At 54.1% G+C, this 21,233-nt stretch carries 23 protein-coding genes and 1 tRNA gene; 8 read left to right on the top strand and 16 right to left on the bottom strand.

The window, feature by feature from the left end:
- Positions 1-60: 60 nt before the first annotated feature.
- Positions 61-519, top strand: a complete 459-nt coding sequence (locus tag ACLHIJ_RS06740) for a TM2 domain-containing protein (protein ID WP_411296877.1) — start codon at positions 61-63, stop codon at positions 517-519.
- Between the two features lie 121 nt (positions 520-640).
- Here the strand turns inward: ACLHIJ_RS06740 and ACLHIJ_RS06735 are convergent.
- The 15 genes from ACLHIJ_RS06735 to ACLHIJ_RS06665 all read right to left on the bottom strand — a co-directional run bounded on the left by ACLHIJ_RS06735 (position 641) and on the right by ACLHIJ_RS06665 (position 13,543).
- Positions 641-715 (bottom strand) — tRNA-Asn (locus ACLHIJ_RS06735).
- A gap of 121 nt (positions 716-836) precedes the next feature.
- Positions 837-1,715 (bottom strand): metal ABC transporter permease, encoded by an 879-nt coding sequence (locus ACLHIJ_RS06730; protein ID WP_411298772.1) that lies wholly within the window; start codon positions 1,713-1,715, stop codon positions 837-839.
- On the bottom strand, positions 1,715-3,043 hold the full coding sequence (locus ACLHIJ_RS06725; RefSeq protein WP_411296879.1) for a metal ABC transporter permease: 1,329 nt from the start codon (positions 3,041-3,043) through the stop codon (positions 1,715-1,717). Before ACLHIJ_RS06725 ends, ACLHIJ_RS06730 begins: the two co-directional genes overlap by 1 nt.
- On the bottom strand, positions 3,040-3,786 hold the full coding sequence (locus tag ACLHIJ_RS06720) for a metal ABC transporter ATP-binding protein (RefSeq protein WP_411296880.1): 747 nt from the start codon (positions 3,784-3,786) through the stop codon (positions 3,040-3,042). Before ACLHIJ_RS06720 ends, ACLHIJ_RS06725 begins: the two co-directional genes overlap by 4 nt.
- A gap of 96 nt (positions 3,787-3,882) precedes the next feature.
- Positions 3,883-4,872 carry a metal ABC transporter substrate-binding protein gene (locus ACLHIJ_RS06715; protein WP_411296881.1) on the bottom strand — a complete coding sequence of 330 codons (990 nt, stop codon included), beginning with the start codon at positions 4,870-4,872 and terminating at the stop codon, positions 3,883-3,885.
- A gap of 422 nt (positions 4,873-5,294) precedes the next feature.
- Positions 5,295-5,642 carry a hypothetical protein gene (locus ACLHIJ_RS06710; RefSeq protein WP_411298771.1) on the bottom strand — a complete coding sequence of 116 codons (348 nt, stop codon included), beginning with the start codon at positions 5,640-5,642 and terminating at the stop codon, positions 5,295-5,297.
- A gap of 94 nt (positions 5,643-5,736) precedes the next feature.
- On the bottom strand, positions 5,737-6,012 hold the full coding sequence (locus ACLHIJ_RS06705) for an LAGLIDADG family homing endonuclease (RefSeq protein WP_411298770.1): 276 nt from the start codon (positions 6,010-6,012) through the stop codon (positions 5,737-5,739).
- 209 nt (positions 6,013-6,221) lie between these two features.
- On the bottom strand, positions 6,222-7,517 hold the full coding sequence (locus ACLHIJ_RS06700; protein ID WP_411298769.1) for a peptidoglycan bridge formation glycyltransferase FemA/FemB family protein: 1,296 nt from the start codon (positions 7,515-7,517) through the stop codon (positions 6,222-6,224).
- Between the two features lie 21 nt (positions 7,518-7,538).
- Positions 7,539-8,330 (bottom strand): type I 3-dehydroquinate dehydratase, encoded by a 792-nt coding sequence (gene aroD / locus ACLHIJ_RS06695; protein ID WP_411296884.1) that lies wholly within the window; start codon positions 8,328-8,330, stop codon positions 7,539-7,541.
- Positions 8,327-9,109 (bottom strand): hypothetical protein, encoded by a 783-nt coding sequence (locus tag ACLHIJ_RS06690; protein WP_411298768.1) that lies wholly within the window; start codon positions 9,107-9,109, stop codon positions 8,327-8,329. Before ACLHIJ_RS06690 ends, aroD begins: the two co-directional genes overlap by 4 nt.
- Entirely contained in the window at positions 9,106-10,134 is a 1,029-nt protein-coding gene (locus ACLHIJ_RS06685) for a vWA domain-containing protein (protein WP_411296886.1), read from the bottom strand. The genes ACLHIJ_RS06690 and ACLHIJ_RS06685 overlap by 4 nt, the downstream gene beginning before the upstream one ends.
- Positions 10,131-11,120 (bottom strand): VWA domain-containing protein, encoded by a 990-nt coding sequence (locus tag ACLHIJ_RS06680; protein WP_411296887.1) that lies wholly within the window; start codon positions 11,118-11,120, stop codon positions 10,131-10,133. The genes ACLHIJ_RS06685 and ACLHIJ_RS06680 overlap by 4 nt, the downstream gene beginning before the upstream one ends.
- Positions 11,114-11,578 (bottom strand): hypothetical protein, encoded by a 465-nt coding sequence (locus ACLHIJ_RS06675; protein ID WP_411296888.1) that lies wholly within the window; start codon positions 11,576-11,578, stop codon positions 11,114-11,116. The genes ACLHIJ_RS06680 and ACLHIJ_RS06675 overlap by 7 nt, the downstream gene beginning before the upstream one ends.
- Entirely contained in the window at positions 11,568-12,479 is a 912-nt protein-coding gene (locus ACLHIJ_RS06670) for a DUF58 domain-containing protein (RefSeq protein ID WP_411296889.1), read from the bottom strand. Before ACLHIJ_RS06670 ends, ACLHIJ_RS06675 begins: the two co-directional genes overlap by 11 nt.
- A 62-nt stretch (positions 12,480-12,541) precedes the next feature.
- Positions 12,542-13,543, bottom strand: a complete 1,002-nt coding sequence (locus tag ACLHIJ_RS06665) for an AAA family ATPase (protein WP_411296890.1) — start codon at positions 13,541-13,543, stop codon at positions 12,542-12,544.
- A gap of 263 nt (positions 13,544-13,806) precedes the next feature.
- Here ACLHIJ_RS06665 and ACLHIJ_RS06660 point away from each other — a divergent pair, with 263 nt between their 5' ends.
- Together ACLHIJ_RS06660 and ACLHIJ_RS06655 are read left to right on the top strand one after the other, a co-directional pair.
- Positions 13,807-14,457, top strand: a complete 651-nt coding sequence (locus tag ACLHIJ_RS06660; protein ID WP_411296891.1) for a hypothetical protein — start codon at positions 13,807-13,809, stop codon at positions 14,455-14,457.
- A 9-nt stretch (positions 14,458-14,466) separates the two neighbouring features.
- A complete protein-coding gene (locus ACLHIJ_RS06655) occupies positions 14,467-15,315 on the top strand; it encodes a YwiC-like family protein (RefSeq protein ID WP_411296892.1) in 849 nt (282 codons plus the stop codon).
- A gap of 256 nt (positions 15,316-15,571) precedes the next feature.
- On the opposite strand, the gene ACLHIJ_RS06650 is transcribed toward ACLHIJ_RS06655, so the two are convergent.
- Positions 15,572-16,741, bottom strand: coding sequence for a histidinol-phosphate transaminase (locus tag ACLHIJ_RS06650; protein WP_411298767.1), 1,170 nt, complete (start codon positions 16,739-16,741; stop codon positions 15,572-15,574).
- Here ACLHIJ_RS06650 and ACLHIJ_RS06645 point away from each other — a divergent pair.
- From ACLHIJ_RS06645 to ACLHIJ_RS06625, 5 genes are all read left to right on the top strand, one after another.
- Positions 16,740-17,156: a phage holin family protein gene (locus tag ACLHIJ_RS06645; protein ID WP_411296894.1), complete on the top strand. Its 417-nt coding sequence runs from the start codon at positions 16,740-16,742 to the stop codon at positions 17,154-17,156. The two genes, ACLHIJ_RS06650 and ACLHIJ_RS06645, sit on opposite strands and share 2 nt — an antisense overlap.
- Before the next feature lie 66 nt (positions 17,157-17,222).
- A complete protein-coding gene (locus tag ACLHIJ_RS06640) occupies positions 17,223-18,221 on the top strand; it encodes a fructosamine kinase family protein (protein ID WP_411296895.1) in 999 nt (332 codons plus the stop codon).
- A gap of 309 nt (positions 18,222-18,530) precedes the next feature.
- Complete coding sequence (purB, locus tag ACLHIJ_RS06635; RefSeq protein ID WP_411298766.1) at positions 18,531-19,946, top strand: adenylosuccinate lyase; 1,416 nt, start codon at positions 18,531-18,533, stop codon at positions 19,944-19,946.
- 79 nt (positions 19,947-20,025) lie between these two features.
- Complete coding sequence (locus ACLHIJ_RS06630; RefSeq protein ID WP_411298765.1) at positions 20,026-20,676, top strand: DedA family protein; 651 nt, start codon at positions 20,026-20,028, stop codon at positions 20,674-20,676.
- Between the two features lie 249 nt (positions 20,677-20,925).
- Entirely contained in the window at positions 20,926-21,156 is a 231-nt protein-coding gene (locus tag ACLHIJ_RS06625; RefSeq protein WP_411298764.1) for a heavy-metal-associated domain-containing protein, read from the top strand.
- The last annotated feature ends 77 nt before the right edge of the window (positions 21,157-21,233 follow it).

Genomic DNA, 21,233 nt, shown 5'->3' with positions numbered 1-21,233 from the left:
CTGCTCGTCGGTATTGCTAGAATCTAGCCATAAATTCCCTATCGCATTGAGGAGCTAAATATGAGCGATTCAACCTCCCCCCCCCGTAACGTAGCCGGAGATGGCAACGGCGGCTATCTGCCAAACTCAGCCGCGCAATATCCTCATTCCGATCCCAACTTTTACAGCGCGTCTACCAATCAACAATCTGGCTACTATCAATCCGCGTCTGCACCCTATGGTTATCCTGCCCAGCAAACCTCAGTGTATGGCTACTCCCAGGGTTCGCCGGCGTTTTCAGAGCGATCTAAAGTTGTGGCCGGGGTTCTTGGAATTCTGATCGGGGCACTCGGCATTCATAATTTCTATCTCGGCTTCAAAAGCAGGGGGCTTGCTCAGCTCCTCATCACCGTTCTTTCTTTAGGGATTCTCTCCATTATTTCTGGTATTTGGGGCTTAGTGGAGGGTATCTGTATCCTCATTGCCAAGCCTGGAGATCGGGCTTCTTTCGATGCCGACGGGCGAGTGCTGCGCTCCTAGCTGCATCTGATTGCGTTGCGGCAGGTTACGGCGATGGGCCACCTACTCCAGCGAGCCGTATAACAAAGAGCCATATAACAAAAACCCCTAAGCTCATCATCACGATGACTTAGGGGATCTATGGCTCCCGCGGTTGGACTCGAACCAACAACCTGCCGATTAACAGTCGGACGCTCTGCCATTGAGCTACGCGGGAATGTGCGTCAAAGACGAATTAAGACTAGCAATAAAAGCCCGTCAGGAAAAGTTCGCAGTTGCGAGGCTAGTCACAACCGCAGACCTACCAGGTGGCATATTGACCACTCCTCCGCCCGATACTACCGGCTCGCCTGGCGGTATGCCCGCGCCCGAACGAATCGTTGACGCACCTGCACCCCAAGAAACACAAGGATGAAAACGCACCCATAAAACACCGCCATTCCCGCAGAAGTTGCCGCCCCCGTCCAGTAAGCCACCCAGAACCCGCACACCGCTCCACCGCCCGCGATGACGCCAGCCAGAACCACCATGATGCCGAGTCGGCAGGTCAGGAGATAGGCGGTAGCTGCTGGCACCACAATCAAGGAAATCACCAGGATTGCCCCTACCGCATGGAACGCCGCCGTAACCGTCAGGGACACCAAGAACATGAACATTCCATTGAGCACACCAGAACGCATCCCCAATAAAGTGGCGAATTCGTTGTCGAATGTTGTTATTTTCAGCCGGTGATAGCACACCGCGATAAAGCTAAGATTCACCGCTAATACGCCTAACATGACGTACATATAGCGCGGTCCATACGAGGTTCCGTTAATCGTCAGTTGATCGAAAGAAATCAGATTCAGATCACCGACGAGGACCGCGTGCGTATCGAGATGAACATTCGCAAAATTCAGGGTAATCATAATGACGCCAGCGGAGAAGAGCGCCGGAAAGATGAGGCCCTGCGGCGCATCTCCCGTCAGCACCCCTAAACGGGCAAGATATTCACTGCCTAATACGACGAAGACCCCAGCAAGCGTTGCCCCCACGATTAACAGGGGCGAACGCAGATCGTGTGTGAAATAGTAGCCGACGACAATCCCCGGCAATACTGCGTGACCCATGCCGTCAACCAGCATGGAACTGCGGCGCAACACGACGAACACTCCAGGAATAGCGCACGCCACTGCCGTCACTACCGCCAAAAGCAGCGTCCCCATAAGAAAACTCATCAGTTTTCCTCCTCTGTGCTACCGGCGGAACTGAACGAAGAATTGAATGCGGAACTGAAGGCGGGCGGGCTCACGGTATCTTCAGAAAAATCCTGCTTGCCTGATCTAACAGCAGCCGGTACGCCCACGTGGGAAGGTACCTGGAGTGGCGAACAGTGGTCAGACCTCGCCGCGTGCAGTTCGGAACCAGCGGCATATTCCTCTGATCCGGCGCTATACCCCTGAGAACTGGGCAGGTGAGAATCCACAGAGGTATCCGGTTGTGCCGAGCAGGAGTCGGTATGTGCTGTTAGATCTTGAGACCGATATATTGAGGGCAAGGCGTCCACTCCCTCCTGCAGCACGCCGCGAAGGCTTTTCGGCTCAGAGCCGGACGCATTTTCTGCCGTCTGCCGCATAGCAGCCGAACGCTCTGCTACCACAGCCCGCATAAGTTCCTGACGCGCCCGCCACCGATGGATCATCCGCACCACAACCGAACGCCCCGGAGCGCACACAATCGACACCAGAAAAATAACAAACAGTACGAGCACGATAAGCGGTCCGGTGGGGATACGCCCCATCCGTATGGATAGATATGCTCCTAGTGCACTGCCCGTCGCTCCCAGTAAACCGGCGAGGAATACCATTGTTCCCACTCGTTTCGTCCATTGGCGGGCAGCCGCCGGTGGGGTGACGACGAAAGCCACCATGAGCACTAGGCCCACTGATTTCACCCCGATCACCACTGCCACCGCAATCGTCGTAAACATCACCACGTCAATTAGTTTTCCTGGCATCCCTAACACGTGGCAGTACTGCGGATCGAACGAGCGCAAAGTGAACTCTTTCCAGCACACTAGCGTTACCCCGATGACGATTACTCCAACAATGATGCAGGTGTAAAGGTCCTGATAGGTGATAACGGAGGCGTTACCAAAGAGATAATCCTGAATCCCGCCTTTTCCAGGGTAGGCGCCATTGGCAATAATTTTCATCAGTAGCATGCCCGCCCCGAAAAAGGTGGAGAGCACTATTGCCATCGCGGTATCAATGCGAATTTTTGAATGTAGTTCAATCATATTTGCCAGTACGACGGCCAGCGTTCCAATAACCACTGCTCCGATAACAAGCCCGAGGATATTACGCCCATTAGCCCCGAAATTGACAAGTACGAGGAACGCCAACAGAGTCCCAGGCAGAGCCGAATGTGAGATGACGTCGGAGCTGAGAGATTGTTTGCGCAGATAAGCGAAAGAACCAAGCATTCCGGAGATGAAGCCGATAATCGTCGTGCCCCAGAACACCATTCGGAACGTATGGTCGGCAAAGAATTCCCATATACTCACGACGCAAACCTCACGAAAGCGTTGTCGTGACCGCTGACCTCGTAGGCTCGGCGGATTGCTTCTTTGGTGAAGGCGCAGGCTGCTGGACCAGAGGACATAATCGTGCGGTTAATGAGGGTGACGTAATTGCAGTAATCGGTTACGGTTGCCAGATCGTGATGCACAATGATGACGGTTTTTCCTGCGTGGGTTAAGCCGTGCAGGACACTGAGGATCGCAGCCTGGCTCTTCGCGTCCACCCCTTGAAAAGGCTCATCCATGATGTAGAGGTCGGGTTCTTGGACGAGAGCACGGGCTAGAAAAACGCGCTGGCGCTGCCCGCCGGAGAGTTCCCCGATCTGGCGTCGAGCCAAATCAGCGATGCCGACTTTTTCGAGTGCCGAGTGTGCCAGGGCTTTGTGCTTCTTGCCGGGGCGTCGGAAAAAGCCACATGAACCATAGGTGCCCATTGTTACCACATCGAGGACGGTAGTCGGGAAATCCCAATCGACGGTATTGGATTGCGCCATATATCCGACGCGATGGCGCACGCGATCCAGTGGTTGCCCGAAAAACTGCACCTCGCCGGCAAGGGGTTTAACCAGGCCCAACATTGCCTTAATCAGGGTTGATTTTCCTGCTCCATTCGGGCCGACGATTCCCATGACGACTCCGACGGGCACCTGGAAATCTACTGACTGTAGTACCGGATCGCTCCGATAGGCTACTGATAACTGCTGGGTGCAACAGGCAATATCAGACATCGCGGGTGATAGGCCTTTCAATGTGATGATGTGTGGGCGAGGAGGGGTGCAGGCGGGGCGGCGCGAGTACCATATTTTACTCGCGCCGCCTGCCCGCTATTTCGTAGCGAGCGCTTGCGCGATTGTTGTGACGTTGTGTTCTAGCACGCCGAGGTAGGTGTTCACCGGAGCTGCCTCCCCCAGGGAGTCTGCGTATAGTTCCGCGTTAGAGATCTCTACTTTCCAGCCGCGCGATTCGACGGCTTCTTTCAGCGAGGCAATTGCTTGCGGGTTGGCGAGATTATCCTGGAAGATAACCGGAAGTTTCGCTTTGGCGATGGTATCGGCGAGCGCGGATAATTCGGCCGGATCGAGTTTGGCTTCTGAGGAGACGAAGTCCGTCGCGTGTACTTCTAGGTTGAAATACTTACCGAAGTAGTTGAATGCGTCATGCCCGGTGATAAGTATGCGTTTTTCTGCAGGGATAGCTGCCAATTTTTCTTGTGAGGATTTCGCCAGGGCATCGATTTTGGCGTTGTATGCTTTAGCGTTGTCCTGGTAGGCCTGCGCGTTATCGGGATCGTATTCGGCAAATTTATCGGCAACCATATTCACCACGAGTTGCCAGCCTTCGGGGTTGTTCCAGATATGTGGATCGTGCAGTGGTTTTCCATGTGAATCTGTTTCTGGCCACGGCAGTAGGTACTTTTCGGGCAGTTGATCGCCGACGGCAAGCTGTTTATCTCCGAGGGATTCGAGCTGGTCGATCATCATTGCTTCGAGGTGAAGCCCGTTCCAGAACACGAGGTCGGCGTTGTGGATTTTTTCAATGTCTTGCGTGGAGGGCTGATATGTGTGGGGGTCACCGCCGGGTCCAACCATTGTGGTGACTTCTGCTCCTGGCGCGATATTGGCAACTGCGTCGGCCAAATATCCGGTGGTTGCGTAGACGGAAACTCCTGATCCGACTTCTCCTGTCGTGCTGTGTGAGGAGCTTGAGGTGGTCTGCTGTTGTGATGATTCGTTTTCTGATCCAGAGCACCCGACGAGCGCCCCGAGGGCGAGGGTGACTATTGCGCAGAGTGCGGCAGGTGTGTGACGCGACATGCTTTTCCTTTCGTGAGCTGCGGGGAACCGCAACCTCTCGTCGTAAAAAGAAAAATCTATCTTTCTTAATTAGGTTAGCCTAACCTTTATCAGAGCGTACTGGATGACAGCCAACTTGTCTACTACGCACCCACAAAACCTTGTCACACGGCGAAAAATCAGGAATTCCGCCGCAAAACCCAACATCACCCAATCGCCGCGTATCGAGAACGCGAGAATAACCCGCACGCCGAAATAGCAACTCAGCCTCTACACACAGCCCTGCCCAAAACCAGCAGGCACAACTAAAACCTGCTCACCCACCGCGCCAATAAGAACACCCAATAAGAACCGACGCCTACCAGCATCTGACTTAGAGCGGCATACAACAATCCCCTACTACCAACTGTTCATCAAATAAAAGTAGCAATGTAACTAATCTTCTACATGTCCTCCGGGTCAACAAGAACATAAGGAGATTCATACGGCTCATCATCTGCTATCTCATCAAGAAACCCCATAACCTCCACCATGTTCGTAGACGTAAACTGTGTGCGCCCCGGATTGGAAGCAAACAAGGCGGCTAACGCACCAATGGGATCGCTTTCACTAGCCTCAATCGTATAGCCAAACACTGGCACAAGATCACCACATAAAGCTGCATATTTTGCCGGTTCAGCAATCTCTCTATCCCCAGTGAGAGACACGTTGCCATTGCCCCTATGACGAGTCCACGCCGCTGTTTTCTCGTCACATTCCACGCAGATAATGTCAAACTCGTCGCTTGCCATGAAAGAGCACTCCTTCTTAACGCTACTTTTCGTTATCTAATACGACATCTTTTAGTAAAAGCAATAACGGAAAGGCATAATCCGTGCCATGAGATTACCAATACATACTCTTATCCACGGCATACCTGGCACTGGCAAAACGGTGAGAATCATAAGCAGTCAAAGCCAATGTCCAATGCTTACGACCATACTTCTTGTTAACCTTGTCGTAGACGACTGACGGATAACCTAAAGAGCGCAGCAGAAGTTGAACATCGTCAATAAGCCCGCGCGAAATAGAGCCATAGTTTGCAGTGCCTTTAACCTCAAACCAGCCACCGCCCAATCGCCGCGTATCAAGAACGCGAGAATACCCGGCACGAAAACGCACGCAAAACGCACAGCCAGCTAACAGCAGCGCTGTATAAACCGCCTGTTAACCAGCACACCACATAGCACTAAACAGCCAGCAATACACGAGGCAACTAGCCACCGATGACCACGCCCAATAGCCACAGCGCACCAACAGCAAAAGCAAACCCCGCGCTACGCCCCAGGGCACGCCACCACATCCGCAACTATTAACATCAGCCCAATAATTTAATGTGCGCCACCAACCATCCGCGACATCAACGGGCGAACCGGCAGATAGTACGTCCCCACAAACTCTTCGACATAGCCACGCAAAGATCTCTTAAACGCAATCACCGGCGCATCCGGAGCCGAATCATCCCAAATCCCCGAGACGCCAAACGTATTATAAATATCCATCTCCCGCTCACAGGAGTACTTCAAAATCGCCTGCTCAATAGGGTAATCACGAGTGAACTTAAAGAATCGCTTATCCATAGCACCAAGCATCTGGATTACTTCACGATCAACAATAAACGTCACCGAACAAGCAATCGGAATTTCGGCCCCATGCTCCGCCAAAACCTCCTGCGCCTCAGTCTGCTGGCCAACCAACGAATCCCACTGCTTATCCAGCTCACCCAACAAGCGCTCATTCTTTGCACTCGACGGGCGAGCCATAATCTGCTCCCGCTTTGCCGCCAATTCATCCATCAACTGCGCAATTTGCTCCAAATACACCTGAGGACGCAAAAATGCCACCGCAATCATTGATGACTCCGGCCCCATCTCCCGCATAAGCTGCGGATAGAACGTATGCATATCCTCGGTGTATGCACTCATTCCTGTGCGTTCAATCGTCCCGCCCAGTAGCTGTTGAAAAATTGGCCACGCCGCGGCATCTAAGAAACGCACCTCGATACCGTACTGACCTTCCCGTCGGAACCGACGCCGAATACCCTTCGCCAAAGAGGCCACCGCCGCCTCATAATCCATCCCGGAAATATCTTTTGAATAGATAAAACGGATAGGAACAGCCGGATCATCGTAATATTCAGCCGTTTCTCGCTGCGCCCCTAACTGATCCATCACCGCCTGGAAATGCTGAGCCTCCGGCGTGACCTCCTCACTAATGCGCTCAATATCTGCATAGTGACACTTCGCAATAAGCGGGTTGACAATCAACTCCAACACATTGCCTTGGCGGCGCAAATACTGGCGTAACTGGAGGAAAAACTCCCGCACAACATCCGGCTCATTCCACGGAGCAAGCGGACCATACGGCAAAGACGCCCCCCGAAAGAACTTCCGCCAACGCCGGTACGTCACCACACTGGCCGCGCGAATCTGCCCAGAAGCATCAACCAGACCCACAACATCAACGTGCGCCCCACATGCCCGACGCGCCCGCACATACGGAATCGTCTGCGTCTGAAACCGCCGCCCATAATGCTGGGCAAACTCTTCGAACTGCGCCTCCGTCAGCTCAACTAACTTCATCTCGCCCACTGCAACGCTCCGCTCCTCATTAGCCTGATACGCCATCGTGATGAATGACCCCTTGAGTTATACCCGACCCAAAGATTGCCGCAACTGCGCAATATGTAATTGGCCGGGAGCCGTCTGTTTATCAATAGCAGCAAAAGTTGCCACTGAGCCATACTGCCACCCTTCCACCCGAGAGCGAACCCCAGCTTCACCCATAGCGATGCCAATTAATGGACGCCCCGAAGCCGCCGCCACCTGGCGTGTAACCTCCAACAACCGCTGAGTATCCTCCGGCGAATGAGCCATCACCGCAAGCTTCACCACCGCATTATCAATGGCCAACATATCGTCATACAAGACGTGCATAACCTCATCATCTGGAGTCTCTCCCCATTCGTGATGTGAAATCACCGGAGTAAAACCCAAGGAATGTGCCCGAGCAGCCAAATCTGGCGTTGCCGCAGAATGAAACTCCAAATCAATTCCGATGCGATCAGCCGGTAATTCTTCTTGCATCATCAGATCAAGCACGGTGGCAAGCATAACCCGATAGCGGAACTCCGACAGATCAACCTCGCCGCCCTCCGGTCCAGTGCGCACAGTAAATAACACCGGAATCTCAATCGTCTCAAACAGATCCCGCAACAGCTCTCGACCCATTGCGGAAAAAGTTGTCTCAGGATGGGCGCCAATCATGTAATCCGCCCGAAACTCCACCACATCCGCGCCAGCCTGCTCAGCCTCCTGCGCCGCCTGCAACAAAGTCTGCGGAGTCGTTGCCGTCAACGGAACAATGATCGCCGGCTGCGAGCCAACCACCCGCTCCTCACACGCATCAGAATCTACGCCGTTTATTACTGAGAAAATCACCAGTTCACCTCAATATCTCCGGTTGTACGCTGGTTAAAATCGCTGTTTACTCGCTGTCGATGTGCGCGCAACGCCTCTTGCGTGCGCCGCTGCAACTCTTGCTGGCGCAACTGTTCATCCGTCATATTCTCCAATGGATTCGGGCGTGCCTGCTGAGGTGATCCATTCGTCGGATTCTGCGAATGCCCTGACGGATTTTCGACATTAACCGACGAGCGCCCCGCATCGCGTTGCCGCTTCTCATCCTCCGTTTGCTGCTGCTTACGATGCGCAGAATCGCGTTGCTCCTGCGCCTGACCGTGTGCCGAGCTGCACTTTTCCACCATAACAGAGGCTTCGCGATAGGTGGAGATAGCCTGGTCTAATCGGCCAGCCGCACGCTGGTCATCACCCAACATCTCCAAACCAATACTGAGATTTATCCGCACCTGACACTGCGCAGGTATCTGCGAAGTATCCTGCGTATCTTCCGAAAGGTAATCGGCTTGCGCGTCCAGCGTCGGTGCAACTGCCAATGCATGGCGCAACGTCTCAACACCAGGCTCTATCGCACCGGCCCGTAACTGTGCCGTCCCATAGCCGAACAACACATCCCATCGGGCATAACGATCCGGAAAAACCATTGCCGCAACTCGGTACGCCTGCGCCGAATCCGAATCCCGCCCACTGCGATAGTAATGCTCCCCCATGTTCATGCCATACACCGCGAGAGCACAAAAGACGCTGACACATGCACAAAGCACCGCCAGCACAAGCGACAATACCTGATGCACTTTCATCTGTGCCGCCCCCGCTTCACCCCAGAAGAACGCCCCATACCGCTAGCGCGCAGCCGTGGCATCAAGGAAACCAGCTCCCAGGCCATTAACACAGTAAAAATTGCGGCAATAGGCCAGATAACTGCGGCAGATAGCTCCGAGGTGCTTTCCTGTGTCTCGTAAGAAAACCTCGATAGCGCCTCGGTTACCTCGCTGATCCCCGCCGGAGTGCTCCGATGAATATACGTTCCCCCAAGCTGGCTGGCAATAAGCCGCAAATTCCCCTCATCAATACGGGAAATAGCTGGAGTACCTGCCGGGAACTCTACATAATCTTGCGCGTCAGCCCACGTCTCATTCAGCTTCATCTTCCCGCCAGATTCCGTGCCATAGCCGAGAACAAAAGCACCTTCGATTTTTCCGGCAAGTAAACGATAATCCGGCTCAGTCGCACTAGCTTCCGTGTGATCTGACGCCCCCGTAGTCGCCCTGGTCTGCGTCTCCCCGTCGGACATCACAATCACAACCGGACGATACTGATGCGTACTAGGACCTCGATCCAGTAGATGCGCCACCACGTCCACCGGCAAATTAAGGTTCGAGCCCCGAGAATAGCTGGAAAATTCCCGATCAAAGACGGCTGCCCACGAACGCACCGCATTTCGATCACGAGTCAGCGGTAACTGGACAGACGCCGACGCAGCAAACTCCACAATGGCATAATGCGCCGCCGGCAGATCTTCAACAATTCGCGTCATATCCTCGCGTACCCCCACTAACCGTGGGTGATTCCCGTCGTAATCTTCCGCTGCCATAGAGCCAGTCCCGTCCACCACAAAAATGATGGCCAGATCCGAAACAATATGATTAGCTCCGACCACGATTGCCGGAGTTGCCGCCATAAGACTCGCTAACACCAGCAAGGCTATGCGTCGTATCCACATAATCGGTTGGGTCCGACGAATTAACGCCACAATACCTATTGCGCCGCCAAGGATTAGCACAGTAAAAACAACAACTGGCGGAACGCTCCACATCCAGGTCATATCCGGAACCTCCCCGCCATCACAAGAAAGACCGCCAGTGCCGCTAGCACAATAGCGGGCAGTGGGCCCACCTGGTCAATCTCCACAGTTTGCGACATCGCATCCAGATCAACCGCTTCTTGACGCTGGATCTCATCGACAATATTCGCCGCCGCAGATGACGTCGCCGCCGGATAAAAATGCATCCCTGCGGCTGTCAAACCTCTCTCCATTGCCTGCACATCGGGAGAATCCTTACTGCCAGCCGCAATCCCGTAGAGGTTAATATGATGCTGTTTTGCCAGGTCAACCGCCTGATTGAACGGATAAATCGGAGCCCCAGAAAGCTCATTATCCGTTGCCAAAATAATGGAACGTGAACGCGCCTCTTCCAGCGCATCAAAACTGAAAACACATGAGGCCAAACCGTCACCGATAAGTGAAGAGCCAAACATATTGCTCCCCACCCAAGTTCCCTCAAGCAAATGCAACTCGTCTGCCTGAAGATCATGCGGGCTATGCAATACCTGAGAAAGATACGTCAATCTTTCCTGAATAACCTCATAGTCGTCAGTCAGCGGGAACACCAGCAAAGAATCCGAATTAAAAATCGACAGGGCCACACGTTCCCCTTGAAATTTCTCTGCTATCTGTGCGAACCGATCTAACAACTGCGAATCCACATCCGCCATTGATTCTGAAACATCTAGACACAAGACGATGTCCCGCGTGGCCAAGGGGCTACTGGCCGTATCAAAACGAACTGGGCGACCAGCCAGGATCGCCGCGCTCGCCCCCATCACCACAGCACATCCCACCATCGCCAACAAAGCAATCCGCCAAATCAGCAGCCGCGCGCGAAAACGTGGGTGCCGCTGCGCGGTAGCAGTATGCGCGACCCATGCACCCTCACGTGAGGTGGCTGTGGGCGTCCGGCGCACCCAGCCCAACAGCGCTGCCGCCGCTAAGAGGCACCCTAATACGATGGCGACTATCGGATTCACCATGCGCGGACCACCTCAATCGCCTTATCCCGCGCAGCCCATACATCTGCAATAGCCGAAGCAGCAAAGGACGGTTTCTCCCACTGCGCAATGACCTCAGCCGCCGCAACAAAATCTGGGACTTGGCTCAATGCCGCAACCGACCAGGATTCAACTGAGACGCTACTGCGTTCGGACATCATGCGACGCAATGCAGCCGCTAATTCCAAATGAATCTGACGCCCTTGCGGATCAGCCGGATCGTAGCCATCAACGATTTCACGAATCTGGCGGATCCATCTCTCTCGCTGAGTACGAGCAACTGCAGAAAGGACGACGCTGCGCGGGCGCGGGCGCGATCCGCGACGATACGAAAAGACCGCCCACCACAGGCATACACACATCAAGATCAGCGATACCACCAGCACAATTACCCACAACACCGGCGCTGATGGCGGGGCAATGAGACGATCACCTGGCATGGCGACCTCGCAACAGTTCAAACAAAGCCGGCACGACGTGATCCATCGCGTCAACCCGCACCGAACGCACCCCGAAAGATCGCAACACCACCCGCGTATAGGCTTCCCGCTGGCGCTGATCACGTACCAGATCCTCATGGAGCACCCGATCGGCTCGCAAGAAAGCCGGAACGGAGAAATCGTGGTCAACATCGTGCATGTGCGCAATACTCGGCTGAGTGAGAAGCATATCGGCAACCTGCACCACGATCAGTTCGTGGCGGGTACGAATCCGCCGAATAGCAGCAATATCGAACTGATTAGCTACCGCAGGAAAATACTCATCCGTTATCGCGACCACTAAGGAACGCGGCTGTGGCAAGCGAATCAGCTCATTAAAAAGTACCGCGCACGCACTTTCTCCGGCACTGCCCATCTCCTCAGCGCTATTTGCCATCTGTGCCCGCACAGAATCTAAGGCGTAATCCAGATGTGAATTGCCGTGCCGCGCCGGAATACGCAGATAGCCTCGATTATCGCCCGCCATAACAGCCAGCCGATCGCCGCGCTGAATTGCAAGATACCCCAACAAATCCGCCACACATAAGGCAATATCTGCTTTTCGTGAACCATCGGGAGCATCTGCACACATCTGACGCCCAGTATCGACGACAATCTGCATAATAGTTTCAGATTCGCGTTCAAAACGACGAATAATTGGCATGCCAGCTCGCGCCGAGCTTTTCCAATCAATATCGCTTACATCGTCACCAAAACTGTATTCAACCAGGTCTTTGAAATCGTGACCGTGGCCGGTGAGTACCGAGGTATGGCGACCTTCCAATACCCCCGATGCCCGACGGATGACCGGAAGCGATAGGCGCGCCCGCACCAAAGCCATCCGCGTCACATTCGATCTCATCGTTGTATCCTCACCTGCGTTCGCTTCGCATTATGCCGCACGGGGCGTCTTGTTTGACCACTTTAGGGGATCGGAACAGCGTGAAAAACCGCGTCGATAATAGACTCCACCGACACATCATTCGCCAGTGCCTCGTAAGTGCGCACAAAACGATGGCGCAAAACGTCATAGCGCAACTGCAGCACATCATCTGGGATGACGTACTCACGCCCAGCTTGCACGGCAAGCGCCTGGGCTACCTGCAATAACGCCAAGCCACCTCGCGGTGAGGAGCCGAGCCGCACGTGCCGAGAAAGATCTGGAACCGGCCGCGGCCCACGCCCACGGGTCGTATTGACAATATCCACAATGTATTTCTTGATGGACTCATCGACATATACCCGTCGGGCAACTTCCTGCATAACCATCACATCGCTCGGGGTAATCGGCTCAATGCCGGCAGGAGCAGCAAAGTGCCCCTGAGCAAAGCGGCTGAGAATCTCCAGCTCCTCCGTCGGCTCTGGATAACCAATCACAACTTTGAGCAAAAACCGATCCATCTGAGCTTCCGGCAATATGTATGTGCCTTCTTCGTCAATCGGATTTTGGGTAGCTATCACCATGAACGGCTCTGGAAGACGATAAATCGTTCCACCAATGGAGGTTTGCCGTTCCTGCATAGCCTCCAGCATTGCCGATTGAGTCTTTGCTGACGAACGATTAATTTCGTCAAGCAACACCATATTGGCGTGTACTGGGCCTAACTGGGTGCTGAATTTGCCTGTCTCATACGAATAAATCTGCGTGCCGACGATATCTGAGGGCATCAGATCGGGAGTGCATTGAATCCGCGCAAAGCTGCCAGATATTGCCTGGGCTAAGGTGGTCGCCGCCGTCGTCTTTGCCAATCCTGGCACAGATTCTAGGAGCACATGACCACGGGAAATAAGGCACGTCAGCAGGGCTTGCGATAATCTGTGCTGCCCAACGAGATGACCGCCAAGAATCGCCCGCACCCGACCTAACAGCTCATGAACATGGCAAAGTTCCTCGTCAGAAATCTGACCGCTCGCGGCGCTGCCCATCTGCCCTCCCTGTTTTCCTCGTGCTAGCCCATCGCGTCTCCGCTCACCTCGGGTAATTATCGGGTATGCGCACTGCTTGTTCCGCTATCCTTGCACATACTTTCACGCGATACTGTTCCCAGTTTAGAGAATCGTTGAAATGAATATATCCACCTGCAATGGGAGACAAAGCGAAAACTCCTCCCCTAGGATAGAGAGGCACAGTGAAGTTTCTCCATTTGGTGAACCTTTCATAGATTCTCTGAATAACGATAAGGATCGAGATGAGTGACCAGTGGCTTCCGAACGGGGCGTTCAACACTCCCCCGCGCCCGCGACCAAGCTCCTCACGGGGGCCGCTATATTTTCTTCTTTCTGGCGCGGCCACTCTCTTTATCGTTCTTATCGCCATCTTCTTCTATCTGATGGTCAACCACGGCAAAGAACTCGGAGAGCTTCCTCAACACGAGGCAGAATCAGAGCAGACGACAACGGCCACCGATAAGCCCACCCCGGAGCAATCCCCGGTCGCATCGGATGATTCCAGCGCTGCTGCCCCCAGCGCCGCCCCAGAACCAGCAGCACCGGCACGTCCTGCCCCTGCGGGCGCTCTTCCGGCAACGCTGTTCACCACCCCAGCGCAAAATATTATGTGCCAAATCAACGCCGATAACGTGGAATGCACCATCCACGTCTACGATTACCCCTCTCCGGGTCAGTGCGAGGGAATCGCGGCAACATACGGGGTTAAAGCTGACGGTCATACCTACGCTGGCTGCGATCATCACATCAACCAGGCGCAGGTCTACCCGTATAAGACTGCCGTCGCCAGCAACGGATTTGCCTGCACCTTAGAGGAAAGCTCGGTAACGTGCTGGGAAGAAAAAACTGGTCACGGATTTGAGCTGAAGCGTTCGGCGGAACGTCTGTTTTAACTCATTTTTATGTCTACCTTGGCTTCACGCGGTTGGCTGCCGAATTATCACGGCGCGTGGGCGATGGTCACATTGCCCATTCTTTCCGGCGTCGTACTCGGCGGCTGGCGCTGGCCCCATCTTCTCCTGTTAAGCACCTGGTGGTTGGGATATTTCGCATTCTTTGCCACCGGGCAATGGCTGCGTTCGCGAGGCAAGGCGAGGTATCGACCCGCCATGTTCACCTACCTAGGGATCAGCCTTCCGCTAGGTGGAATGTTACTCTTCCTTGAGCCCTATCTTTTCCGCTGGGCACCTATATATCTGCCACTTATCCTTATCACCGCGTGGTGTTCTTACCGTCGGGCTGATCGTTCCATGACGAATAATACCGTTACGGTTATTGCCGCATGTTTGACGCTGCCTGTTGCCTACGATCTTGCAACGAAAGGAAGTGGGAGCTGGTGGGGGTTAGCATTCATCAGGGATTCGGTCGAGCCAGGTAATATTCCTAGCGCTTGCCCTTGCGAGCACATACTGGGATGGTCTGGGATTTGGCTGATGACGCTCATATACCTCTGGTATTTCCTCGGCACGGTCTTGTACGTCAAAACCAATATTCGCAAGCGTTCCCACTCGGGGTGGCTTCGCGCGTCCGTCGTTTTTCATCTGCTGGGCTGGGCGGGGGTTTGCCTCTGCGCTTTGCGTGGCTGGGCGAGTTGGTGGCAGGTGGGGCTCTGGAGCGTCATTGTGTTTCGCGCATTTTTTGTGCCCTGGTATGGGAAAAGGTACCGCTGGGTAGCGCCGCGCATTATCGGTATCGGGGAGGTTGTTATCAGCCTGTGCCTCGCACTTGATTTGTTGCTCTATTCGTACTAATTCCGGGTTTCTTCGCGCTAGGTTTTCAGTTTTTCGCGACGCGACGTTACACCAGGTAGACGGCGGCGATTCCCACAGCTCATTGCCACTTTGGCTGACGTTATGCCACGTTATTTTTCCACCGGAGCAACCGCATTAGCTCTTTCATACGTCGCAGCGTCACGACCACTAATTTTTCCGTATGCCACTGCTGTTATTTCTGTGAGATTGCCTGACGCGAGTGCATAGCGTTATTTGATCGCCGCAGCTATCTGAGTCACCGATTTTCCTCCGCATTGCTGGCGCGGAATGCCTTGTATGCCCGCACTAACCGCAAGGATGCCTCAGGCTCAGCGACCGTCACTCGTACTCCCTCATCACTGAAGGCACGAACAATAATTCCTTCCGCACGGCACAGCCGCTCAAAGCGAGCAGTTTCTTCACCTGTGGCAAACCAGAGGAAGTTACCCTGCGGCGCCGGACCTTTCCATCCTAAGGCCCGCAAGGCGGCTACGAGCTTATCGCGTTCAGAACATATCACCTCACAGCGTCGCATTACTTCTTCGCGCTGTTGGAGTGCTGCCACCGCCGCGCTTTGAGCAAGCATATTGACCCCAAAGGGCGTACCCACCAGATGTAGCGCTCGGATGAGTTCGTGCGCTCCGACGGCATACCCGACTCGAATTCCTGCTAGCGCGTATGCCTTAGAAAAAGTCCGTAAACTCAGCACGTTTGGCGCATTGCATGCCAGCTCGATACCGCGAACCGGATCATCCATTCTCAGGAAATCACCATAGGCCTCGTCGATAATCACCGGAATATGCTCAGGAACAAGGCGCACGAATTCCGCTAACTCGCTGTGCGTCAGGGCGGTTGACGTCGGGTTATTGGGGGTGCAAACTAACACGGCTCGGGTGCGATCGGTAATCGCCTCAGCCATACGTGGTAAATCTAAACGGCCACCATCTCGTAAAGGCACTCGCACGGCCTGCGCACCGGCCACCTGGATCGCAATCGGATAGGCCTCAAAGGAGCGCCACGGGATAACGACCTCATCGCCTGGCACGCATAGGGCCGTCAGTACGTCTTCAATCAGGGCTGTTGACCCATTGCCCACGACCACGCACTCTATTGACACCTCGTGGTGCGCCGCAATCGCTGAGCGCAGCACCTCGTTAGCCATATCCGGGTAGCGATTCAACATGCCAATTCGCTGGGTAATTGCTGCTGCCACCGCCGGAAGCGTCGGAAAAGGCATTTCGTTTGAGGCAACTTTAATCACCGCAGGATCAAGCGCCGGCTGACCTGCCACGTATGCGGGTAGGGAGCTAAGATCTGGGCGTAAAAATGAATGGCTCATGGCGTTATTGTCCTCCGATTTTGCCACTAGCGCACCCCTTGCCCACAGCCCGAACACTGCCATACCCTCGGCGTATGATCGAGGCATGAAGTTTCTTATCACCTCAGCAATTAACGCGGTTGCCTTGTGGCTCACCACTCTTCTGGTTTCTGGCATACGGCTGCAGGCGCACGGTAATAGTGACTATATTTCCGGGGCATTGGGTCATGACGGTGGACGGATTGTGTACTTCCTGATCGCTGGCGTGGTGCTCGCCCTGGTTAATCAGTTCATCCGCCCGGTCGTGAAGTTCCTGTCTTTGCCGTTTTATTTCTTCACTTTGGGGTTGTTCTTCTTAATCGTCAACGCGGGGATGTTGATGTTGACCTCCTGGATTACTTCCGTCTTTGATATGGGGTTGACGGTTGATGGCTTGGGATGGGCTATCGTTGGTGGGGTGTTCGTTGGATTCTTTAATTTCGTTATTGGTCTGATCGTTCGCCCTTCCCGTTGGGAGCATTAATCCGTCATAGCTACAGCGGGTGTATAGCTTCAGAACAGGTATATATCTTCAGGATCGGGGTTTTTCTTGGCGAACCATACAAAATCTGGATCAGCAGCAGCAATTGCTTTTGAACGTGCTGGTTTGCGCGAGTTATCGCAGGCTGCCCGGCACGGGGGAGCGCCGTGCGTGCAGATCACTGGTTATGGTGCGCACAGCATTTCCACTGCCCATCTGCCCACCCAATATCCGACCGCTCGTGCCGCGTACCTTTTTGGTCAGGAGCTTGCGCTCACCCATGCGTATTGCCCTTCAGGTCAGCGGGTATATGGGCAAGCCCCAGCAGGATATATCGAATCGTGGGGAGCGACGGGGAACATGGGGCAGGCCGCCCTTGGGCTCGTTGCTGCCGATTCTCCCTCTCGTCGTTTTGGCGAGTTCTACGCCGCAGATCGCTTGCTCCCGTATCTGCCTGAGGCTCGGGCTAATGGGTCAATATCGGCGGCGGATGTGCGTTGTATAGAGCGGGTGGCAGAGCGCTTACGCGATGGCGTATTTGATGCGCCGCAACCGCAGGCCGTTCGTACACAAGCCGCCCTTATTCATGGAGATTTATGGTCCGGCAATATTTTGTGGACTCATTCAGATGCTCGCTACGTTCGCTCTGACGCTTCACCGACGTTTCATTGTTCGTCGCCTATCTCTGCCCCACTATCTAGTAATGCTCAGCAATATGAGGAAGTACCGACTGTCAGCGAGCAGGGGAATTCCACTACGTATCCTATAGATCCTCCCGTAGACCCGCATGGTCTATCCTTTGGTACGTGTGATGAGCCCTGCGTCGGGGTGTTGATTGATCCGGCTTGTCATGGTGGGCATGGCGAATCTGATCTTGCACAACTGCACGTTTTCGGCGCCCCGTTTATCCATGAGATATATGCCGGATACCAGGCTGTCTCGCCGTTAGCTTCTGGTTGGCAAGAGCGTATTGGCCTGCATCAGTTACATATGCTTATTGTTCATGCGGCGCTTTTTGGTGGTAGTTATGGTCGAGAGACGGTTGCTGTTGCCCGCGCATACGTGTAATACGTACTGATAGCTGATAAGTCGCTAATACGCGCAATAGTTTGCCTCGCTATCGCCCTATATCGTCGGTTTTAGGCAGCATGGGATTTTCTCCGACGCATATTCGGTTACTTCTGGTTATCGCCGGTTATCCGGTAGCTTGCCAGACGGGGCGGCTATTGCGTCAATAATAAATTTTCACCTGTAATTAGCCTTTAGTCCGTGACGGCGTTCCTCTGCGTCCTCACCGTGAGGAATAGTTCTGTTGCCGGCGCGTCCACAATCATTGGCAAGCGGCCGTCGTCTCTTGGAATATGACACAATGACCACATGGCTCACTCTGCTCATCACTCAACATTTGACGCCCCGATCAGTCCGCTTGACGGTCGTTATCGCCATTTCACCGCCGAACTGACTGCGTACTTCTCAGAACCTGCGCTAAATCGGGCGCGAATTGAAATAGAAATCGAATGGATGATCTTTCTGTGTGATCGCCACATTATTGATGGTTTACCGACGTTGAGCCAGGCAGAACAGACCTATTTGCGTTCCCTCGTCGATAACTTTGATACTGCCGCTATTGAGCGGCTGGCCCAATACGAACAGCAGACTGTTCATGACGTCAAAGCCGTCGAATATCTCATTAAAGATCACCTGGATGCCGCCGCCGAATATCTGCCCGATACTTGCCTGCCGGCTTTGCGGGAGCTGGTTCACTTATTTGCCACCTCGGAAGACGTCAATAATCTCGCCTATGCCCTGTGTGTCCAGCGCGCTACGCGCCAGTCTTGGCTGCCAGCGGCCCGGAAAGTGACGGAGAAATTGCGCGAAGCGGCACGTCAATGGGCACAGGTCGCCATGTTGGCGCGTACCCACGGGCAAGCCGCCACTCCTACTACCGTCGGGAAAGAGCTCGCCGTCTTTGCTAGCCGAATGGAACGTCAGTTGCACCGCATTGAACAGGCGCAATATGCCGGAAAGTTTAATGGGGCGACGGGAACCTTTGGCGCACACAGCATTGCTTGCCCGGAGGTGGATTGGCCGCGAATCGCTCGCGATTTCGTCACTGAACGGGGGCTCGATTACACCGCGTTGACCACCCAGATCGAACCGCATGACTGGATGATTGACTTGTACGCTGATATGGTCCACACCGCGCGGATTGCCCATAATCTTGCCACCGATATGTGGACGTACATCTCTCTTGGATATTTCTCTATGCGAACGGAATCTGCCAGCGCGGTTGGCTCTTCGACTATGCCGCATAAGGTCAATCCGATCCGTTTTGAAAATGCCGAGGCAAACTGCGAACTAGCTTGTGCGGTATATGAGCAGCTAGCTGCCTCACTAAGCACCTCACGAATGCAGCGCGATTTATCCGATTCTTCCGTGCTGCGCAATATCGGGGTGGCTTTCGGATACTCCCTGGTGGCTTTCCAGAATTTGGCGCGCGGGCTAGCACAAATAGACGTTAATCTGCCCGCTCTGAAAGCCGATCTTGATAACGCCTGGGAAGTCCTCGCAGAGCCAATTCAACAGGTATTGCGCGTGGCCAGTATTCACGGTCGCAGTGCTGTAACCAACCCGTATGAAAAACTCAAGGAGCTGACTCGCGGCCAACAGATTGACGCCGCCACTTTGCGCCAATTTATTGCCGATCTCGACCTCCCAGAGGAAACAACTCGGCGCTTGATGGATCTCACCCCAGCCAGTTATACCGGCTGCGCAGCGCACCTCGTAGAATAGACCTCTGCGGTGTAATACGGCCGGCATGTGGCGCGCATTCGCGAGCCCAGCCGCCCCTTTCCTGGGCAAGGCAGAAACGATGACTTTACTTCTTAGCGCTACGCAGAGCAGTGCCGAAATCAGCGGTATAACTGGCTGGGCTGTCGATACCGTCGAGGCTCTCGGCGGTATCGGAGTGGCATTGATGATCGCCTTAGAAAACGTCTTTCCGCCGCTCCCGTCAGAAATCATCTTGCCACTGGCTGGATTTACCGCCTCTTTAGGCACTACCTATTCGCTCGCCGGAGCAATCATCTGGGCGACGTTCGGATCGCTCTTGGGCGCATGGATTCTCTATGGGCTAGGGCGTTGGTTTGGCCGCGAGCGCACGCGCGCTATCTTCCAGCGCCTGCCCCTGGTTAAGATTTCCGATGTTGACGCCACTGAAGCCTGGTTTCACAAGCATAATCAGTCCACAGTTTTCTTTGGTCGGATGCTTCCGATCTTCCGATCCCTCATTTCTCTACCTGCCGGCGTCATTAAAATGAACATGGTGTTGTTCACCGTTTACACCGCACTCGGTTCGCTGGTATGGAATAGCGTCCTTATCTGCGCCGGCTATCTGCTGGGAGAAAAGTGGAACGTCGTTAATCAGTACGTCGATATTCTCGTCAAAATCGTTGTTATCGCCGTGATATTAGCCCTTGCCGTGTGGGTGATTATTCGGATTCGTGCGCGGCGCCGCGGATGATTCTCGCTCATAACGAAACCGCTTAGTGTAACGCCGATGTGGCAGCTAGATTGAGAAGTACTCACATCGGATTTCCGCACACAAACGGGCTGATAAAAAGGCATTTTACCGCCTGTTTATATTGCCGCCCGTCACGTCGCGCGATGCACACTTTTGAGTTCTGCGCGAGATGGAATACGGCAATTGGCGGGCGATAGGCGCGGGATTCCCAGATGAAAATCGCATACGAGAATCAGAATTGAGGATGCTATGTTCCGCTACACCGTGGACGTCACAGGAATGACCTGCCAGCACTGCGTCAGCCACGTCACCGAAGAACTATCTGCATGTGCCGGTGTGCAAAACGTCAGCGTCGCATTAGAGCCGGCTGGCCTATCGCAGATCACTATTAATGCCGACGCCCCGCTCACCGACGAGGTCATCACTCAAGCTATTGACGAAGCTGGCGATTATCCGGTGCAGGCGATCCGTCAGGCGTAGTTCTCGGTAAAATCTGCACTTAGGTTTCGCTGGGTTCGCCTGGGATTTCCAGATACAGATACTTAGAACTCATACTT

This window comes from Trueperella sp. LYQ141 (genome assembly GCF_046599555.1).
GTDB lineage: Bacteria > Actinomycetota > Actinomycetes > Actinomycetales > Actinomycetaceae > Trueperella.
The sequence above is the reverse complement of the archived record's forward strand: the minus strand, read 5'-3'. Positions and strand labels throughout refer to the sequence as shown.

Coding starts and splice junctions, on each gene's coding strand:
- ACLHIJ_RS06685 (WP_411296886.1), bottom strand. CDS start 10,134: ATGACCTGGATGTGGAGCGTTCCGCCAGTTGTTGTTTTTACTGTGCTA.
- ACLHIJ_RS06730 (WP_411298772.1), bottom strand. CDS start 1,715: ATGAGTTTTCTTATGGGGACGCTGCTTTTGGCGGTAGTGACGGCAGTG.
- ACLHIJ_RS06680 (WP_411296887.1), bottom strand. CDS start 11,120: ATGGTGAATCCGATAGTCGCCATCGTATTAGGGTGCCTCTTAGCGGCG.
- ACLHIJ_RS06700 (WP_411298769.1), bottom strand. CDS start 7,517: ATGGCGTATCAGGCTAATGAGGAGCGGAGCGTTGCAGTGGGCGAGATG.
- ACLHIJ_RS06690 (WP_411298768.1), bottom strand. CDS start 9,109: ATGAAAGTGCATCAGGTATTGTCGCTTGTGCTGGCGGTGCTTTGTGCA.
- ACLHIJ_RS06665 (WP_411296890.1), bottom strand. CDS start 13,543: ATGGGCAGCGCCGCGAGCGGTCAGATTTCTGACGAGGAACTTTGCCAT.
- ACLHIJ_RS06630 (WP_411298765.1), top strand. CDS start 20,026: ATGACTTTACTTCTTAGCGCTACGCAGAGCAGTGCCGAAATCAGCGGT.
- ACLHIJ_RS06675 (WP_411296888.1), bottom strand. CDS start 11,578: ATGCCAGGTGATCGTCTCATTGCCCCGCCATCAGCGCCGGTGTTGTGG.
- ACLHIJ_RS06715 (WP_411296881.1), bottom strand. CDS start 4,872: ATGTCGCGTCACACACCTGCCGCACTCTGCGCAATAGTCACCCTCGCC.
- purB (WP_411298766.1), top strand. CDS start 18,531: ATGGCTCACTCTGCTCATCACTCAACATTTGACGCCCCGATCAGTCCG.
- ACLHIJ_RS06645 (WP_411296894.1), top strand. CDS start 16,740: ATGAAGTTTCTTATCACCTCAGCAATTAACGCGGTTGCCTTGTGGCTC.
- ACLHIJ_RS06670 (WP_411296889.1), bottom strand. CDS start 12,479: ATGAGATCGAATGTGACGCGGATGGCTTTGGTGCGGGCGCGCCTATCG.
- ACLHIJ_RS06625 (WP_411298764.1), top strand. CDS start 20,926: ATGTTCCGCTACACCGTGGACGTCACAGGAATGACCTGCCAGCACTGC.
- ACLHIJ_RS06660 (WP_411296891.1), top strand. CDS start 13,807: ATGAGTGACCAGTGGCTTCCGAACGGGGCGTTCAACACTCCCCCGCGC.
- ACLHIJ_RS06650 (WP_411298767.1), bottom strand. CDS start 16,741: ATGCCTCGATCATACGCCGAGGGTATGGCAGTGTTCGGGCTGTGGGCA.
- ACLHIJ_RS06710 (WP_411298771.1), bottom strand. CDS start 5,642: ATGGCAAGCGACGAGTTTGACATTATCTGCGTGGAATGTGACGAGAAA.
- ACLHIJ_RS06740 (WP_411296877.1), top strand. CDS start 61: ATGAGCGATTCAACCTCCCCCCCCCGTAACGTAGCCGGAGATGGCAAC.
- ACLHIJ_RS06720 (WP_411296880.1), bottom strand. CDS start 3,786: ATGTCTGATATTGCCTGTTGCACCCAGCAGTTATCAGTAGCCTATCGG.
- ACLHIJ_RS06655 (WP_411296892.1), top strand. CDS start 14,467: ATGTCTACCTTGGCTTCACGCGGTTGGCTGCCGAATTATCACGGCGCG.